We start from the raw sequence: 18,017 nt of genomic DNA, 5'->3' as shown, positions 1-18,017 counted from the left end.
CTTGCGGCGCGCAGACGCATCGGGAAAACCGCGCTTGAAGCAGTTCATGCCGGTGATACGATGGCCGCCACTTTCACCTTTCGCGAGGCTGTCCGTGGCCTCGCCGACCAGCATGTCCGCCAACCGTTTCGATACGCTTGCGCTGCACGCCGGCGCCGCTCCCGACCCCGCCACCGGTGCGCGCGCCACGCCTATCTATCAGACCACGTCGTTCTCGTTTCGCGACTCGGACCACGCAGCCGCGCTCTTCAACATGGAGCGCGCGGGCCACGTCTACTCGCGCATCTCGAATCCTACCGTGGCCGTATTCGAAGAGCGCGTTGCCGCGCTTGAAAACGGCGCGGGCGCAATCGGCACGGCAAGCGGCCAGGCTGCCTTGCATCTGGCGATCGTCACGCTAATGGGCAGAGGGTCGCACATCGTGGCCTCGAGCGCGCTATACGGCGGCTCGCATAATCTGCTGCATTACACGTTGCGCCGCTTCGGCATCGAGACCACCTTCGTCAAACCCGGCGATATCGACGCATGGCGCGCGGCTCTGCGTCCCAACACGCGCCTGCTGTTCGGCGAAACGCTCGGCAATCCGGGCCTCGACGTGCTCGACGTCGCAACCGTCGCGCAGATCGCCCACGAGCACCGCGTGCCGCTTCTCGTCGACTCCACGTTCACCACGCCATACCTGCTGAAGCCTTTCGAGCACGGCGCCGACTTCGTCTATCACTCGGCCACCAAATTCTTGGGCGGCCACGGCACGACCATCGGCGGCGTGCTGGTAGACGGCGGCACGTTCGACTTCGACGCCTCCGGGCGCTTCCCGGAATTCACCGAGCCTTACGAAGGTTTTCACGGCATAATATTCAGCGAGGAAAGCACCGCCGCCCCCTTCCTGCTGCGCGCTCGCCGCGAAGGCTTGCGCGACTTCGGCGCGTGCCTGCATCCGCAAGCCGCGTGGCAGCTTCTGCAAGGCATTGAAACGCTGCCCTTGCGGATGGAGCGGCACGTGGCCAACACACGCCGCGTGGTCGAGTTCCTGGCCGGTCATGCGGCGGTCGAAGCCGTCGCGTATCCGGAGTTGCCGACGCATCCCGACCACGCGCTTGCGAAGCGGCTGCTGCCGCGTGGCGCGGGCGCCGTATTCAGCTTCAATCTGCGCGGCGACCGCGCCGCCGGCCGCAGCTTTATCGAAGCACTCTCGCTGTTCTCGCACCTCGCGAACGTGGGCGACGCGCGCTCGCTGGTGATCCATCCCGCTTCCACGACTCACTTTCGCATGGACGCCGCCGCGCTGGCCGCAGCCGGCATTGCTGAAGGCACGATCCGGTTGTCGATCGGCCTCGAAGACCCCGACGACCTCATCGACGATCTGAAACGCGGTCTGAAAGCGGCGCAGAAAGCGTCTGGCTCAACGGCGCCGCGAAGCGGGCAATCTGGTTCCACCGAACCCGGTGGCTCGGGTTCCGCGGCTACACGTCCCGGCAAGGAGTCCGCATGATCGTCGACGTTCAAGGCAAAGCCACCTACGCCTACACCGGCGGCAAACCGTTCGACGCCAGTCTGCCGACCGCCGTCTTCATCCACGGCGCGGAGCACGACCATAGCGTATGGGCGCTGCAGACGCGTTACTTCGCGCATCACGGCTTCGGCGTGCTCGCCGTGGATCTGCCTGGGCACTGCCGTAGCGCCGGCCCGGCGCTACGCACGGTCACCGCGATGGCTGACTGGCTCGCCGCATTGCTCGACGCCGCGGGCGTGCAGCGCGCATTCGTAGCCGGCCACAGCATGGGCTCGCTTGTCGCGCTCGACTTCGCGGGCCGCTACCCCGAACGAACCACTCACCTCGCTCTGCTCGCCACCGCTTTGCCAATGGCGGTATCCGACACCTTGCTGGAGGCCGCCCTGCACCGCGAGCCCGAAGCGATCGGCATGGTCAACCAGTGGTCGCACTCGACGCTCGCCGCGAAGCCTTCGTGCCCCGGACCCGGCTTCTGGCTGCACGGCATGAACCAGCGGTTGATGGAGCGCGTTTCAGCAAAGGGTGAAGCGAATCTCTTTCATACCGACTTCACCGCGTGCAATACGTACGCCGACGGCCTCGCGCGAGCCGCGCAGATTCGCTGCGCCACACGGCTCGTTGTCGGCCGGCGCGATGCGATGACGCCGCCGCGAGCCGCCAAGGCGTTGGCCGATGCGCTTCTGCAAGCAGGCGCACCGGTAGATACGGTGACGCTCGACGCCGGTCACGCACTGATGACCGAACAGCCAGATGCGACGCTCGACGCGTTGTTCAGCTTCGCTCGTACGCCGCCACGCGACGCGGGCTAACCGCGGCGCAATTTCGAAGCCGGTCGCTCCCGCTTTGCAAGCTGTGACAAGTTCTCAAGATAGCGGCTGCGGGACGCTGGCGCCATCGTCCGAACGGCCAGGTTGCGCGAGTCGCACGATAGCCGCACAATGGTTCGAGCGTGTCCTCGTCGAGGCGCCGCGGTCATGCAGGCGCGCTCAGCAAAAGAGCGTTCGCAGCGGCGGGCGTGCAATCGCAGCGCGTAGCAATCCGGAGGCGTTATGGCTCATACCGCGCACACCGACCACTTCGCGAACTTCGCGGAGTTCTACCCGTACTATCTGAGCGAGCATCGCAACCAGGTCTCGCGGCGGCTGCATTTCGTGGGATCGCTCGGGGTCATCGGCTGTCTCGCCATGTCGCTTGCCACCGGCGACTGGCTGTGGCTGCCGGCCGCCGTGATCTGCGGATACGGTTTTGCCTGGGTCGGACATTTTTTCTTCGAGAAGAACCGGCCGGCAACCTTCCGTCATCCGTTTTATAGCCTGATGGGCGACTGGGTCATGTTCAAGGACATCTGCGTAGGCAAGATCTCGTTGTAGACCAGGCGCAAGATCGCTCCGCCGCCTCGCGCGACGCCTACGCCGCCTGATGCGGCATCGAGGACGCGCCGCGCTCGTTCTCTTCGGCTTCCGATTCGCGTGCCGCGGCACGCGCCGCGAGCAGCGTCGCGAGCGTCACTTTGAGTTTGTCGTTCTCCAGCGCCGCGAGCAGCGTGGCGCCGTCCACGCGAGTAGAAGCAAGCTGAAGCTGATACTCCAGCTCTGCACGATCGATCACAAAGAGGTCGTAGACCTGCTGAACGGTGATCTGCGCCGGATTCGCCAGCAAGAGGAAGTGCGGGCGCGAGCCGTCTTCCTCCAGTTGCGCGATCCATCCGATCTGTTCGAGCCGTTGCAGCAGATTGATGGTGGTGTCCATATCGCGGCGGAGCATTCGTGAAAGCTCGGGCACCGTGTAGCCGCGCTTGCCGGCGTCGCGCGCTTCGCAAAGCCGTGCAAGCAGTTCGAGGGAATCAAAGAGATTGCTGCCCTCGAACGTCGGGCGATGAAACTGGCCGATCCGGATTGCAGGCAACGCCGACGCGATCATTGCACCCGCCAGCGTGATGAACCAGCACAGGTACATCCACAGCAGGAAAAGCGGCACTGCCGCGAACGCGCCGTAGACCGCGGTGTAAGTGGGAATGCGGCGCACGTAATAGCCAAAGCCGCGCTTGGCGAGCTCGAAGGCGATTGCCGCGGTCACGCCGCCGATCACCGCGTCGCGCCATTCCACGCGGCAATTCGGCAAATACACGTAGAGAATCGTGAACGCGAGCGCCGTCAACGGCAATGCCGCACCCGTGAGCGCCCACTCGATAACCGGTGTGATGCGCTGGGCGGCGCTGAAGGTCATTGACTGCGTGAACAGATACGACGAGATGGAGAGGCTCACGCCAATCAGAATCGGACCGAGCGTGATGATCGCCCAGTACACGAGGATGCGCTGCGCGATAGGCCGCGCCTTGCGCACGCGCCAGATCACATTGAACGCGGATTCGATCGTCATCATGGTCATGACGGCCGTGAGAAACAGCAGCACCATGCCGATGGTGGTCAAGCCTTTCGCCTTGGCGGCGAACTGGTTCAGATACCTGAAAATCTGGCTGTTCAGCTGCGCGGGCATCAGGTGATCCGCGAGGAAGAACTGCAGCGACTCCTGGAACGAACTGAAGAGCGGAAACGCCGTGAAGAGCGCAAACGCGACGGTGGCGAGCGGCACCAGCGCGAGCATGGTCGTGAAGGTGAGACTGCCGGCCACCTGCGGAATACGGTCCTCGCTGCTGCGCTTCGCGGCGAACTGCGCGAGCCGCTTGAGCGTGTCGAGATCGAAACGCACCCTGGACAACAAACCTGCCTCCTTGCTTCGTCGAACCGTGTTTCAGGACCGCATTACAGAACTGTGCGGAGTTCCTGGCGCGAGCCTGGCCGAATGGCCACCAATGGCTGTGAATCGCTGGGAACGGCCTGTAGAGCGGACCCAAGCCCTATAATACCCGTTCACCGATGAGGCCTATGAAAGACATTCTCGTGCTCTATTACAGCCGTCACGGCGCCACGCGCGAACTCGCGCTGGCGATCGCGCACGGCGTCGACAGCGTCCCCGGCATGCAGGCGCGCGTTCGGACGGTGCCGGCAGTTTCGACCGTCTGCGAAGCGACCCAACCCGACATTCCCGCTGAAGGACCACCGTACGTCGAACTGCGCGACCTGGAGGAATGTGCGGGTCTCGCGCTCGGCTCGCCGACACGCTTCGGCAATATGGCGGCTTCGCTCAAGTACTTTCTCGACGGCACGACGCCGCAGTGGCTTTCCGGCGCACTTTCCGGCAAGCCGGCCTGCGTGTTCACGTCAACCGGCAGTCTGCACGGCGGCCAGGAGTCCACGCTGTTATCCATGATGCTGCCGCTGCTCCACCACGGCATGCTGATCGTCGGCATCCCGTACACGGAGAGCGCACTGAGCACGACGCAAACCGGCGGCACACCATACGGCGCATCGCACTTCGCCCGCGCGGGCAGTGCCGCACAAGGCATTTCCGCGGACGAGAAAACTCTCGCCGTTGCGCTCGGCGCACGCGTTGCGCGCACGGCGGCATCCATGAGCGAACGGCCGTGAATGCTCCAACGCCGCAAAGACGCGGCGCCGCGTCAGGCGCGACCGCCGCCCTCGTTGCACTGATCGCGTTGTCGATCGCATGGGAATGGTGGCTGGCGCCGCTGCGTCCGGGCGGATCGGCGCTGGTGCTCAAGGCGTTGCCGCTGTTGCTGGCGCTGCCTGGCGTGTGGCGCCAGCGGCTCTACACGCTGCAATGGGCGTCGATGTTGATCCTGCTGTACTTTGCCGAAGGCGTCGTGCGCGGCTGGAGTGACCGTGGCTTGAGCGCGCGGCTCGGCTGGCTGGAAGCCGTGCTAACCCTGGTCTTTTTTGTCTGCACGCTGGCCTATATTGCGCCATTCAAACGGGCGGCAAAGCGCGCCGCGAAGCTGCGCCGCGAACATCCTGCAAGCGCGGATACATGAATTTCACGCGCCTCCACGGACATATGAACGTCACGCGCCACATCACGCAGTCCAACCCCGCTGATCGACCGACATGACCCAAACCGCTTTTCTCACTGCCTGCCGCGACGCCATCGGCGCCGCCCATGTGTTGACCGACGCACACGACACGGCGCCCTACCTCACCGACTGGCGCCGCCGCTACACCGGCGCGGCCTGCGCAGTGCTCTGCCCGGCCACGCCCGATGAAGTCGCCGCGCTCGTCAAGCTGGCGGTCGAACACGGCATCGCAGTAGTGCCGCAAGGGGGCAACACGGGTCTCGCCGGCGGCGCCACGCCCGATTCGAGCGGTGCGCAGGCGGTCGTCAGCTTGCGGCGTCTGAACCGCGTCCGCGACATCGATCCGCACAACAACACCATTACCGTCGAAGCGGGCGTGATCCTCGCTGAAGTGCAAAAGCGCGCGGAAGAAGCTGGACGTCTCTTCCCGCTGAGCCTCGCCGCCGAGGGCAGTTGCACGATCGGCGGCAATCTTGCAACCAACGCGGGCGGCACCGGCGTTCTGCGCTACGGCAACACGCGCGAGCTATGCCTCGGCCTCGAAGTGGTCACACCGCAAGGCGAGTTGTGGGACGGTCTGCGCGGACTGCGCAAGGACAACACCGGCTACGATTTGCGCGATCTGTTCATCGGCGCGGAGGGCACGCTCGGCATCATCACCGCAGCCGTGCTGAAGCTGCATCCGCAGCCGGCTGCACGCGTAACGGCACTCGCCGCGCTTGCGTCGCCGCATGCCGCACTCGACTTTCTGTCGCTCACACAAAGCGTCGCCGGACCGCTGCTAACCGGTTTCGAACTCATGTCGGATTTCTGCCTGCGGCTCGTTGGCCGGCACTTCGAACAGATGCGCTATCCGTTCGCGGAACCGCACGCGCAAATCGTGCTGCTGGAACTGTCGGACAGCGAAAGCGAGGAGCACGCGCGCGCACTGTTCGAGCGTCTGATGGAACAGGCGCTCGAAGACGGCATGGTGCAAGACGCGGTGGTCGCCGAGAGTCTCGCGCAATCGCGCGCGTTCTGGAATTTGCGCGAACATATTCCGCTCGCGCAGGCCGAGGAAGGTCTGAACATCAAGCACGACATTGCCGTGCCGATTTCTCGCATTGGTCACTTCATCGAAGAAACCGACGCGGCGATCGAGCAGGCGGCGCCGGGCGCGCGCATGGTGACATTCGGCCATCTCGGCGACGGCAACCTGCACTACAACGTGCAGGCGCCGGAGGGTGTCGACGCGAAGGCGTTCCTCGAGCAGTACCAGAGCCCGATCAATCGCGTGGTGTATGACAGCGTGCATCGGCATCGCGGCAGCATCAGCGCGGAACACGGGCTCGGTCAACTGAAGATCGACGAGGCGATGCACTACAAGCCGGACGTCGAGGTCCAATTGATGCAAGCTGTCAAACGCGCGCTCGATCCGCTGAACCTGATGAACCCGGGCAAGGTGCTACGCTCGAACTAAAGCTGAAACTTCACGCCGAAGCCTGGCCCGCGCATGTCGACGCGCGTCACTCGCAGGAGCCCTATCCGTGAAAATTCGCGTGCTGTCCGACCTGCATCTGGAAAACGACGAGCCTGAACTGATTCCGCACGCGCAGGCGGACCTCGTCGTGCTGGCCGGAGACATCCACAATCATGCGGCTGGGCCGCGCTGGGCCGCACAGGCTTTCGACGGCGCGGTGCCCGTGGTCTACGTGCCCGGCAATCACGAGTACTACGACGGCGAGTTCGGAGCGTTGGAAAGCGCACTTCACGATGCCGCCGCGCAGGTTGACAACGTGCACGTGCTGAACAATGCCGCGCTCGTCGATCCGCAGGGCCGCTGGCGCGTGCTGGGCACGACGTTGTGGACAGATTTCGCGCTGTTCGGCGCTGACAGCGCAGCGCTTGAAGAATCGATAGAGGCGTCGCGGCGCGCCATGCTCGACTTTCGCGGACTGATCCAGATGAACTGGCCGCAAGATTCGCAGAAATATGCCGAGGACTCATCGCGCGATTTCACGCCCGGCGACTCGCTCGCGCTGCACCGCCATGCGCGCGCATGGCTCGAACACGAACTCGCAAAACCATTTGCCGGCCAGACGATCGTGGTCACGCATCATGCGCCGCATCGGTTGAGTCTTGCCGAGCGCTACGCTCAAGACCGCGTGTCCGCCGGATTCGTCAACCACCTGCCGGAACTCGTCCGAACGCCGGTCGCACTATGGATTCACGGGCACACGCACACGCCGTTCGACTACACGGTCAACGGCACGCGCGTGGTTTGCAACCCTCGGGGCTATTTCGACCGGCGCAGCGGGCAGTGGGAAAATCCGCAATTCGCGTGGGACAAGGTCGTCGAGATATAGCCCGGCGGCAGAGGCCGCGGGTCAGCTCGCGCGGCCATGGCCGAACGCTCGAACGCATGCCCGAACCCACGCTGAAACGATTACCGCCCGCCTCGCTGCTTGCGCGTTTCCGGACGCTCGATCTTGATGGGTACAAGTTGCGGCTGCTGTTCGCGCAGGCGGCGCAGCAGGTCGCGAGATGCGGCAATGCCGATTAGTCCAAACATGACGGCCACGCCGATCATCAGGTGCGTATCCATGAAACCCTCGTCCTTCAGTGATTGCGATTGCCGAATCGTGGCGGCGAAATTAACGTGCCGGCTCGAGCAGCAGCGTCATCGACACGGTATCAAATCGATTTCCGCCCAGAAGTAAGGAAATGTTGCGGCGCGGCGTCCATGTAACAGGGCGTTATCCGAGTGCTGCGGGCGCTGCGAGCGCTGCTGTCGTGAAACGCGGGTCAAGCGCGCTGCCGGCGCTAACGTCATGTCCGCGCAAACTGCCGCAACTCCTCCTGATCGGCCGCAAGCGTCGCCGGAAGCTCCTCACGCAGATGCTCGATCCATGTTCGGATCTTGGCGTCCAGATATTGGCGCGACGGATACAACGCATAGAGATTCATTTCCTGCGATGTGTACTCCGGCAGCAGCCACACCAGCGAGCCGTTCCGCAAACCGCTGATTGCGGAGTAGATCGGAATCAGCCCAACGCCCATGCCGCTCGCCACCGCGACAGCCATTGCCTCCGCCACGTTCACCTGGAAAGTGGCCGGGCCGAGCGTAACGGTTTCCTCGCCGTTCGGGCCGTCGAACGCCCACTTGTCGGGCGGAAACACCGGCGTGACCATCTGCAGGCACGTGTGGCGCGCGAGGTCGCCGGGAGTTTGCGGCACCCCGTGCTTCTCCAGATAGGCCGGCGACGCACAAGTAATGCTGAACGCGCTGCCGAGCCGCTGTGACACCAGTCCCGAATCAGGCAAGCCGGTGGCGAGTGTCAGCGACACGTCGAAGCCTTCGTCGAGCAGATCCGGCATGCGCTGCGCGAGCGTCAGCTCGATATTCACTTCTGGATACCGCTCCTGATAGCGGCCCACGGCCGGCACGACGTAGTGCTGGCCAAAGCTCGTCATTGCGTGGACTTTCAGCTTGCCGGACGGACGCGCGTGCGCGTCGCTCGCCTCGGCTTCAGCCTGATCGACATACGCAAGAATCTGCTCGCAGCGCTGCAGATAACGCTCGCCGGCCTCGGTCAGAGCAATGCGGCGCGTGGTGCGGTTCAACAGGCGCGTGCGCAGATGCGCTTCCAGATCGGACACCGCGCGCGACGCATATGCAGTCGTTGTATTCAGGTGCTGCGCGGCACCCGTGAAGCTGCCCGCTTCGACGACGCGGACAAATACGCGCATGTTTTGAAGCGTATCCATACCTTTCCTTGAGAATCCGCAGCGATTGTTACACGGTTTGCAAGAACGATTATCTCAACGTCCGTAAGAATGCCTTGCATTTTTACCGGTTATTCCGCAATCGATCCAAAAATATAATTGGCAACTTGCTTCTATAGCGACTTTTGGAGGAAATCGTGCAGTCTCCGGTACCAACAAGGATCACCGCAGCCGCGGTTCTTACGATCCTATTAACAATCGCCGGCTGCGCAAATACCGGAGGCATCGCCCCCCAGGCGAGCGCTACAGACGCGGCGTCGCTCGACGCCGGCAACGCCATTCGCGCGGCGAACGCCGACGCGCAATGGCCTGCCGCCGACTGGTGGCGCGCCTACAACGACCCCCAACTCGACGCATGGATCGAGGCCGCACAGGAGAACAATCCGAGCCTCGCCGCCGCTCAGGCGCGCGTGCGCCAGGCCATGTCGATGGCGGGGGTCGCGCGCTCGGCACTGTCGCCGCAAGTGAACGGCCATCTGTCGATCCAGCGTCAGAAGTGGGCCGACAACCTCTACTACGGTCCCGGGCCGCTCGCGGGCGAGCAGTCGTGGAACAACACCGGCACGCTCGCGCTGTCCTATCACCTCGATCTGTGGGGCAAGGACAAGAACGCCGCCGAGCGCGCTCTCGACGCCGCGCATGCCAGCGCCGCCGATGCCCGCGCCGCCCAACTCGAACTCCAGGCCAACGTGGTGCGCACTTACATCGAGATGTCGCTGAATTACGCGCTCCTCGACATCGCTCGCGCCACCTTGCAACAACAGCAGCAAATCGCCGACCTGGCCCGCCGACGCATGAAAGGCGGCATCGGCACGCAGCTCGAAGTAAGCCAGGCCGAAACGCCGCTGCCGGAATACGAACGCCAGATCGACTCGATCGAAGAAAACATCGCGTTGAGCCGCAATCAACTCGCTGCGCTGGCCGGCAAGGGTCCCGGCGCGGGCGACTCGATCCAGCGGCCGGTGCTGTCGCTCAGCGCGCCTGCCGGCTTGCCGAGTGCCCTGCCCGCGGAATTGATCGGGCATCGGCCGGACGTGGTTGCCGCGCGCTGGACAGTCGCGGCACAGGCGCGCGGCATCGACGTCGCGAAAGCCGAGTTCTATCCGGATATCGACCTGCTCGCGTCGATCGGCGGTTATGCGGCAATGGGACCGCTGTTCCAGTTCCTGAAGAATCCTTCGCATAGCTGGAGCGCCGGACCGGCGCTGTCGCTGCCGATTTTCGACGGCGGCCGGCTGCGCTCGCAGCTTGGCGCAGCGTCGGCCGGTTACGACGAGGCGGTGGAGCGCTACAACCAGTCGATCGTCGGCGCGCTGAAGGACATCTCGGATCAGGTCATCCGCATGCGTTCGCTCGCGACCCAGGCGCAAGACGCCGACCGTTCGGTCGCCGCCGCGCGCAAAAACTACGACCTCTCCCGTGAGGGTTATCGACGCGGTTTGACCGACTATCTCAACGTGTTGATCGCGCAGAATCAGTTGCTTCGGGCCCAGGAAGGCGTGGCCAGGATTCAGGCCGAGCGGCTCGGCGTGCATGCGTCGCTGGTCACGGCTCTCGGCGGCGGGCTCGACGATCCGGCCAACGGTCCGCAAGCGGACCAGACCCTGCCGGAGCACGGTAAGGGCAAGGGCAAAGCTGCCGTGCAACCGTCGAACGCGACTGCCGCGAAAGCAGCGGTTGCACCAGCCGCGATAGGCACGGCAGGCGAGCGCAACGCAGAGCCCGCCGCGAACATGACGCCGAAGCGCGCGGCGGCGCCCAGCCATGCGGACACCGGCAACGCCGCATCGGCTGCCGAATAAGGAAGCCCGCCATGTCAGCCCCCTCTTCATGCGCTCCGCGCCCTTCGTCGTTCGCCGTGTGGTACTCGGCCGCCGCCGAATGGGCGCGCACCGACGGCCTCACGTGGATCTATCTGTTCAAGGCGCTCGCCGCGTGCTTCCTCGCGCTCGGTATCGCAATGAAGCTCGACCTGCCCCAACCGCGCACCGCGATGACGACCGTCTTCATCGTGATGCAGCCTCAAAGCGGCATGGTGTTCGCGAAAAGCTTCTACCGGATTTGCGGCACGCTCGTTGGCCTCGTCGTGACGCTTGCGTTGCTCGGACTGTTTGCGCAACAGCCGGAGATGTTCATCGTCGCGACGGCGATCTGGGTCGGCATCTGCACAGCGGGCGCCGCGCGTAACCGCAACTTCAGGTCCTACGGATTTGTGCTTGCCGGATACACGGCCGCGCTGATTGGCATCCCCGCTTCGCAGCATCCCGACGGCGCATTTCTGAGCGCGCTCACGCGCGTCGCCGAAGTCGTACTGGGCATTGTCTGCGCGGGCGCCGTAAGCGGCCTCGTCTTCCCGCAGTTCACCGGCTTGCAGATGCGCGGCACGGTGCGAGCGCGGTTCTCCGCGTTCGTCGAATACGTGTCGACGTCGCTCGCCGGCCGCAATGACCGCGCGCAGATCGAAGCGACCAATGCGCGCTTCGTCGCGGACATCGTCGGTTTCGAGGCGGCGCGCAGTGTCGCCGTGTTCGAAGGACCGGATTCGCGGATGCGCGGCGGCCGCCTCGCGCGGCTGAACAGCGAGTTCATGACCGCATCGACGCGCTTTCACGCGCTGCATCAATTGATGAACCGACTGCGCGACGCCGGCACGCACGGCGCGGCCATCGCCATCGACGCACTCGAACCGTACTTCAAGGAAATCGCACCGTTGCTCGCGAAGTCCGGCGAACCCGTGTTGAGCGCGGCCGACGCCGCTCACGCCGCCGCGCAACTCGACGCGTACAAGGCCGAGTTGCCGCGCCGCGTGCGCGCGACGCGCGCCGCGCTCGAAGCGCATCCCAATGCGCCGCTGCTCGACTTCGACACGGGCGCGGAACTGCTGTACCGCTTTATCGACGATCTGCATGCATATGCCGCCACTTACGCGTCGCTTGCCGTCGACACGCACGAGCGCGAGCGCTGGGTCGAGCGTTACCAGCCCAAGACGAACGCGATCGCCGCGGGCGTCGCGGGCCTGCGCGCGGCTCTCGTGATGATAGTGCTCGGCGCGTTCTGGATCGCCACCGCGTGGCCGAGCGGCTTGACGTTGACGCTGAATGCAGCGACCGTTTGCGCGCTGGCGTCGTCGTCACCGAATCCGAAACGCACCGTGTTCCAGATGGCGGGGGGCACGCTCGTCGCCTCGGTGATGGGCATGCTTGCGGTGTACGGCGTGTTTCCGCGCATCGACGGATTTCCGCTGCTGTGCGCGGCGCTCGCGCCGTTCCTGCTGTTCGGCGTTTTCATGACCACGCGGCCCGCGCTAGCCGGCTACGGCGTCGGCTACTGCATCTTCTTCTGCTTTCTTGCCGGTCCGGACAACGTGATGCACTACGACCCGAGCGCCTTTATCAACGATGCGATCGCGCTCGTGCTGTCGATGCTGGTGTCGTCGGTCGCGTTCGCCGTGCTGCTGCCGCCGTCCACGCCGTGGCTGCGCAACCGGCTGCTCGTGGATCTGCGGCGCCAGGTCGCGGTGGCGAGCCGTGCACGCCTCGGTCGCGTGCGCTCGCGCTTCGAGAGCGGCGCGCGCGATCTGATGTTCCAGATCAACGCGCTCGCGCAGGACGACGCGTCGGCGAAGCGCGACACGTTGCGCTGGCTCTTCTCGGTGCTTGAAGTGGGCAACGCGGTCATCGATCTGCGACGCGAAGTGGCGATGCTGCCCGCCGACCCGCGCTATGCGAAGACGATGCCGTGGCGGGTCTCGCTGCACGCAGTGTGCGATGCGCTGAGCGCTCTGTTCGAGCGGCCGCGCGCCGAGCGCTTCGAGCGCGCACTCGCCGCCACCGCAAACTCGATCGGCGCCGTCCAGTTGCTGCTCGCCGAGTTCACGCCGCCGCGCGAAGAGCGTCATCAGTTGCAGCGCATTCTAAGTCAGTTGCATTTCATTCGTACCGCGTTGCTCGATCCGCAATCGCCGCTCGAACCGTTGATGAGCGCACGAGCCGACGCGTCAGAAGGAGTTCCGCATGCCGCGTGACATTGCCGTTTTCGACGCCTACGTGCCGACGATCGTTCTGCTGTTCATTGCGGGCGCCGTGCTCACCTGGGTGCTGGATCGCGTCATCGCCTACACGGGCGTGTATCGCGTCGTGTGGCACCCGTCCCTATTCCGGGCCAGCCTGCTCGTGTGTGTTTGCGGCGTGCTGGGCCTCGCCGTTTACCGTTGATCAGAGTCGAAACATGACCATTCGAAATCTTGTTGGCTTCGTCGCGACAGCCATAATCTTTATCGTCGCGGTCCTGCTCGGACGCGTGCTATGGGTTCACTACATGGACGAACCGTGGACGCGCGACGGACGCGTGCGCGCTGAAATCGTCAACGTCGCGCCGGACGTTTCAGGCGCGGTCGTCGATCTGCCGGTGAAGGACAATCAAATGGTGAGGAAAGGCGATCTGCTCATGCAGATCGATCCGTCGCACTACGAGATCGCCGTCGAACAGGCCCAGGCCGCCGTGGCCGCGCGCAAGGCCGAATTGCAGATGAGGCGCGACGACGCAAAGCGCCGCGCGGATATGGATTCGCTCGTGGTGTCGAAAGAAAACCAGGAAAACGCGACGCATACGGCGTCGGCCGCCGAGGCTGCCTATCAGCAGGCGCTCGCCGCGCTAGATGCCGCGAAGCTCAATCTGGCGCGCACGCGGGTGGTGTCGCCGGTCGACGGTTACGTGACGAATCTGAATGTGTTTCGCGGCGACTATGCGACAGCCGGCGCGGCGAAGCTCGCCATTGTCGACAGTCACTCGTTCTGGGTCTATGGCTACTTCGAGGAAACCAAGCTGCCGCACGTGCATATCGGCGACAAGGCTGAAGTCCGGCTGATGAGCGGCGGCACACTCGAAGGCCATGTGGAGAGCATTTCGCGCGGTATTTACGATCGAGACAATCCGCAAAGCCGCGAATTGCTCGCCGATGTGAACCCGACATTCAACTGGGTCAGGCTCGCGCAGCGCGTGCCGGTGCGCGTGAAGATCGATTCGGTGCCTGACGGTGTGGTGCTCGCGGCGGGCATTACCTGCACGGTGGTGGTCAAGCAGAGTTGAGCGGCGCAGTGCGCGCCCGGTTCGTGCCGGGCGCGCTGCCATATCGATCGGCCTAACCCGTCCTAAGCCTCACAACCTGAACTTGCCCACCATCTGCTTCAGGCCGTGAGCCTGATCGTCGAGCGATCGTGCTGCGGCAGTCGCCTGTTCGACGAGCGCCGCGTTTTGCTGCGTGCCCGAATCCATCTGCGCGACGGCAAGATTGATCTCCTCGATACCTGCGCTCTGCTCGGAAGAAGCCGCCGAAATCTCGCCCATGATGTCGGTCACGCGCTTCACCGCCTTGACGACTTCGTCCATGGTTTGCCCCGCGTCCTGAGCGAGCGTCGAACCGTTGCTCACGCGCTCGACGGACGTGCTGATCAGCCCTTTAATCTCCTTCGCCGCGGCGGCGCTTCTCTGCGCGAGGTTGCGCACCTCGGCTGCGACTACTGAAAACCCGCGGCCTTCCTCGCCGGCGCGCGCTGCCTCGACTGCCGCATTCAGCGCCAGAATATTCGTCTGGAACGCGATCCCCTCGATCACGCCGATGATGTCGCCGATGCTGCGCGCGCTGTCGTTGATCTCGTTCATCGTCGCGACGACGCGGCTCACCACTTCGCCACCCTTCTCCGCGATTTCCGACGCGTTATTCGCGAGCGTGCTCGCCTGCTTCGCGTTGTCGGCGTTTTGCCGGACCGTCGACGTCAGCTGCTCCATGCTGGTCGCGGTGCGCTCCAGCGCCATCGCCTGCTGCTCGGTCCGTTGCGACAAATCGAGGTTGCCCATCGAAATTTCGCCCGAAGCGGTCGCAATCGCGTCCGCGCTCGATGCAATGTCGGACACAGTCGTCGCAAGACCGCTTTGCATGTCGGAGAGCGCGTACAGCACGCTCGACTTGTCCTTGCGTCCCAGCGTGATGTGATTCGACAGATCGCCCGCCGCGATCCGGCTCGCGATCTCCTTCGCGTATGCCGGCTCGCCGCCGAGCTGGCGCGCGAGACGCCGCACGACCCACTCGCTGATGCCGGCGGCCAGCACGATCAGTCCAATCGTCATGACGGCGAGCATGACGAACGACGACTGGTAAATGAAACGGGAGGCGTCGATTGTCGCCTTCGCGGCCGTGCCGCGCTCCGTGACCATTTCGTCGACGAGTTTTTCGAGCTTGCCGGTTTCGACCAGCAGCGACACGTCTTGCGTGCCGACCTGCCAGTTCATCTGCGACAGGTCGAGCGGTTGCGCCTTCACGAGCGTCACGAAGTCGCGCAGATGCGCGCTCCACACCGTCACAGCGGCGGAAAACTTCTTCTGATGCTCGACGGCCTTTGCGTCGGATTTGTCGACGTACTGTTGCAGCGTGCTCAACTCGCTAGAAAGGCCGTTCAAGCCCTTGTCGATGTCGGTGCCCAGTTCGTCGCGTTCTTTGGCAGTCGTCGCCGTCAACAGCATTTTTTGCGCGCGGCTTGCGCGCAACATGTGACCGCGGGCTTCTTCCGCGGCGCGGCTCGCAACGTGGCCTTGATCGTAGATGGATTGAGCCGACGCATTCAGGCGGCTGATCTGGGTGAGGGAGAACACGCCGATCGCCAGCGTGCCGATCAGAAGCACGGCAAACGCCAGACGCAACATCGTCTTGACCGACAGCCCCTTCAAGCTCACCGCCCGCGAGCGGCCGCTGTTTCCACCCTTTCCGCGCGACGGCGACGCCGCCGCTTTTCCATCCGGAACAAAGCCCGCGCCTGTCCGGCTGCCCAACGAAACTGCTTTCATATTCCCCGTCCCCACGTTTAGAACTGCCGCAAAGGTCTGTTCCGGCATTGCTTCTTATCTCTCCGGGTCTACGGCATCGACGTCCGCGATCTTTAGTGCGGTTCGTAAAAAGCCGATCGTGATCGCCCGGTCCTCGACGCGCAGCTTTGTGAGCGCGCGTCCGCGCCCGTTTATACATGGCCAAAAATCCCCATAGCGCTTTTATCGGCAGGCTTGCCAGACGCTTACTGGCGTGTCGGCCGCTCGCGACCGGGCACTGCGACGGTGCGTCAAACGCCCCATCGCTGCGCGCAGGAGGGCGTGGACCGCCCAGCCTGATGTCTCATTCGCGACAAAACTTGTCCTTACAGTTCCGTCGAGCCACACTAAACTGCGACAAATAGCTGGCCGCCCCGCGACGCCCCGTCGAAATGCCGAGACGACGTAGTACGCCGATCGCGATCTATCGCCAGCCAGGAATTGCCCCTTTCTCTTCCTTTGTCCAAGCGTATGGAAACCAGCCTCGATAAACGCGCACTTGCCGGCGCGTCAGCCGTAACCGGCACCACCGCCACTGCCACTCCGAACTCGACGGGCTCGAACGCGCAGCCGGCCGCGACCGTGCAGCGCACGGTTTATTCGGTGCTCGGCGCAATCAGTTTTTCGCATCTGCTCAACGACATGATCCAGTCGTTGATTCTCGCCATCTACCCGATGCTGAAGGACAACTTCTCGCTGTCGTTCGGCCAGATCGGTCTGATCACGCTGACCTATCAGATCACCGCGTCGCTGCTGCAGCCGCTCGTCGGCATCTATACCGACAAGCATCCGAAGCCGTACTCGCTGCCCGTCGGCATGGGCTTCACGCTGGCCGGCCTGCTGCTCATGTCGATGGCGCCCAATTTCGGCGTGTTGCTGGTAGCGGCGGCGCTCGTCGGCTGCGGCTCGTCGGTGTTTCATCCCGAGTCGTCGCGGGTCGCGCGCATGGCGTCGGGCGGCCGTCACGGACTTGCGCAATCGCTCTTCCAGGTGGGCGGCAATGCGGGTTCGTCGCTCGGACCGCTGCTTGCCGCGCTGATCGTGATTCCGCACGGCCAGCGCAGCATCGCGTGGTTTTCGGTGGCGGCGCTCGTCGCGATCGTCGTGCTCACGCAGATCGGGCGTTGGTACAAGCAGCATCCGTCGGTCAAGAAGGCGCGCAGCCAGACCGGTCATGCGACGCTGTCGCGCAACCAGGTCATGTTCGCAATGGGCGTGCTGATCCTGCTGGTGTTCTCGAAGTACTTCTACCTCGCGAGCATCAACAGCTATTTCACGTTCTATCTGATCGACCGCTTCCATTTGCCGGTGCAGGCCGCGCAGATTCATCTGTTCGTGTTCCTCGCCGCGGTGGCCGCGGGCACGGTGATCGGCGGTCCGATCGGCGACCGGATCGGCCGCAAATACGTGATCTGGGTGTCGATTCTCGGCGTCGCACCTTTCACGCTGCTGCTGCCCTACGCGAATCTGTTTTGGACCGGCGTGCTGACGGTGATCATCGGCGTCGTGCTGGCCTCGGCGTTCTCCGCGATTCTCGTGTACGCGCAGGAGCTCATACCCGGCAAGGTCGGCATGGTCGCCGGGCTCTTCTTCGGCTTCGCGTTCGGCATGGGCGGTATCGGCGCGGCGGTGCTGGGTGAACTGGCCGATGCGACCAGCATTGGGTACGTGTACAAAGTCTGCTCGTTCCTGCCGTTGATCGGCGTGCTGACGGTGTTTCTGCCGGACGTGGAAGGCAAGCGCGCGAAGGCGTAAAAGTCTGCTGTCGACGGATGAAAAAAGGCGCTGCGGCGCCTTTTTCTTTTGCGCGCGCCGCTCATGGTGAACCCCCGTTGTCCGGCGAGCCGCGCGTACTCTATGCTTGTGCCACACGCCTCGCTCCGGCGCCGCCCAACATGGCCGCAGCGCACGGCCTCTCCACCTGTTCGTCACCCAGCATCCGAAGGATCG

16 protein-coding genes are annotated in these 18,017 nt (G+C 64.2%); 12 read left to right on the top strand and 4 right to left on the bottom strand.

From position 1 onward, the window contains the following. Window positions 1–112: 112 nt before the first annotated feature. From H281_RS0123090 to H281_RS0123080, 3 genes are all read left to right on the top strand, one after another. Window positions 113–1,492 carry an O-acetylhomoserine aminocarboxypropyltransferase gene (locus tag H281_RS0123090; protein ID WP_020069512.1) on the top strand — a complete coding sequence of 460 codons (1,380 nt, stop codon included), beginning with the start codon at window positions 113–115 and terminating at the stop codon, window positions 1,490–1,492. Next, on the top strand, window positions 1,489–2,322 hold the full coding sequence (locus tag H281_RS0123085) for an alpha/beta fold hydrolase (RefSeq protein ID WP_020069511.1): 834 nt from the start codon (window positions 1,489–1,491) through the stop codon (window positions 2,320–2,322). The genes H281_RS0123090 and H281_RS0123085 overlap by 4 nt, the downstream gene beginning before the upstream one ends. A 240-nt stretch (window positions 2,323–2,562) precedes the next feature. After that, window positions 2,563–2,883 carry an Mpo1-like protein gene (locus tag H281_RS0123080; protein WP_020069510.1) on the top strand — a complete coding sequence of 107 codons (321 nt, stop codon included), beginning with the start codon at window positions 2,563–2,565 and terminating at the stop codon, window positions 2,881–2,883. Between the two features lie 37 nt (window positions 2,884–2,920). Here H281_RS0123080 and H281_RS0123075 read toward each other — a convergent pair whose 3' ends face one another. After that, entirely contained in the window at window positions 2,921–4,234 is a 1,314-nt protein-coding gene (locus tag H281_RS0123075) for a YihY family inner membrane protein (protein ID WP_084690157.1), read from the bottom strand. 164 nt (window positions 4,235–4,398) lie between these two features. Here H281_RS0123075 and wrbA point away from each other — a divergent pair, with 164 nt between their 5' ends. The 4 genes from wrbA (at window position 4,399) to H281_RS0123055 (ending at window position 7,789) form a co-directional block, all read left to right on the top strand. Then, window positions 4,399–5,001: an NAD(P)H:quinone oxidoreductase gene (wrbA, locus tag H281_RS0123070; RefSeq protein ID WP_020069508.1), complete on the top strand. Its 603-nt coding sequence runs from the start codon at window positions 4,399–4,401 to the stop codon at window positions 4,999–5,001. Further along, window positions 4,998–5,405, top strand: a complete 408-nt coding sequence (locus H281_RS0123065; RefSeq protein WP_020069507.1) for a DUF2069 domain-containing protein — start codon at window positions 4,998–5,000, stop codon at window positions 5,403–5,405. Before wrbA ends, H281_RS0123065 begins: the two co-directional genes overlap by 4 nt. Before the next feature lie 73 nt (window positions 5,406–5,478). After that, window positions 5,479–6,903, top strand: coding sequence for an FAD-binding oxidoreductase (locus tag H281_RS0123060; RefSeq protein ID WP_020069506.1), 1,425 nt, complete (start codon window positions 5,479–5,481; stop codon window positions 6,901–6,903). Window positions 6,904–6,970: 67 nt separating this feature from the next. After that, entirely contained in the window at window positions 6,971–7,789 is an 819-nt protein-coding gene (locus tag H281_RS0123055; protein WP_020069505.1) for a metallophosphoesterase, read from the top strand. Window positions 7,790–7,869: 80 nt separating this feature from the next. On the opposite strand, the gene H281_RS36945 is transcribed toward H281_RS0123055, so the two are convergent. Further along, window positions 7,870–8,028 (bottom strand): hypothetical protein, encoded by a 159-nt coding sequence (locus H281_RS36945; protein ID WP_020069504.1) that lies wholly within the window; start codon window positions 8,026–8,028, stop codon window positions 7,870–7,872. 224 nt (window positions 8,029–8,252) lie between these two features. Next, complete coding sequence (locus H281_RS0123045; RefSeq protein ID WP_020069503.1) at window positions 8,253–9,191, bottom strand: LysR family transcriptional regulator; 939 nt, start codon at window positions 9,189–9,191, stop codon at window positions 8,253–8,255. A 155-nt stretch (window positions 9,192–9,346) separates the two neighbouring features. Between H281_RS0123045 and H281_RS0123040 the strand changes: the two genes are divergently transcribed. Genes H281_RS0123040 through H281_RS0123025 form a run of 4 tightly spaced genes read left to right on the top strand, consistent with a single transcriptional unit; the run spans window position 9,347 to window position 14,297 of the window. Continuing rightward, complete coding sequence (locus tag H281_RS0123040; RefSeq protein ID WP_084690161.1) at window positions 9,347–11,011, top strand: efflux transporter outer membrane subunit; 1,665 nt, start codon at window positions 9,347–9,349, stop codon at window positions 11,009–11,011. 11 nt (window positions 11,012–11,022) lie between these two features. Further along, window positions 11,023–13,233 (top strand): FUSC family protein, encoded by a 2,211-nt coding sequence (locus tag H281_RS0123035; protein WP_027804870.1) that lies wholly within the window; start codon window positions 11,023–11,025, stop codon window positions 13,231–13,233. Continuing rightward, the gene (locus tag H281_RS0123030) at window positions 13,223–13,423 is read left to right on the top strand and encodes a DUF1656 domain-containing protein (RefSeq protein WP_020069500.1); all 201 of its coding nucleotides are present in this window, start codon (window positions 13,223–13,225) and stop codon (window positions 13,421–13,423) included. Before H281_RS0123035 ends, H281_RS0123030 begins: the two co-directional genes overlap by 11 nt. Before the next feature lie 13 nt (window positions 13,424–13,436). Further along, complete coding sequence (locus H281_RS0123025) at window positions 13,437–14,297, top strand: efflux RND transporter periplasmic adaptor subunit (RefSeq protein ID WP_020069499.1); 861 nt, start codon at window positions 13,437–13,439, stop codon at window positions 14,295–14,297. Window positions 14,298–14,366: 69 nt separating this feature from the next. Here H281_RS0123025 and H281_RS0123020 read toward each other — a convergent pair whose 3' ends face one another. Next, on the bottom strand, window positions 14,367–16,049 hold the full coding sequence (locus H281_RS0123020; RefSeq protein WP_027804869.1) for a methyl-accepting chemotaxis protein: 1,683 nt from the start codon (window positions 16,047–16,049) through the stop codon (window positions 14,367–14,369). A 489-nt stretch (window positions 16,050–16,538) separates the two neighbouring features. Between H281_RS0123020 and H281_RS0123015 the strand changes: the two genes are divergently transcribed. Beyond that, the gene (locus H281_RS0123015) at window positions 16,539–17,822 is read left to right on the top strand and encodes an MFS transporter (protein WP_020069497.1); all 1,284 of its coding nucleotides are present in this window, start codon (window positions 16,539–16,541) and stop codon (window positions 17,820–17,822) included. Window positions 17,823–18,017 lie beyond the last annotated feature (195 nt).

Origin of the sequence: Paraburkholderia caledonica, assembly GCF_000383275.1 — a bacterium.
GTDB lineage: Bacteria > Pseudomonadota > Gammaproteobacteria > Burkholderiales > Burkholderiaceae > Paraburkholderia > Paraburkholderia caledonica.
This window is presented reverse-complemented; position numbering and strand designations above follow the sequence as displayed.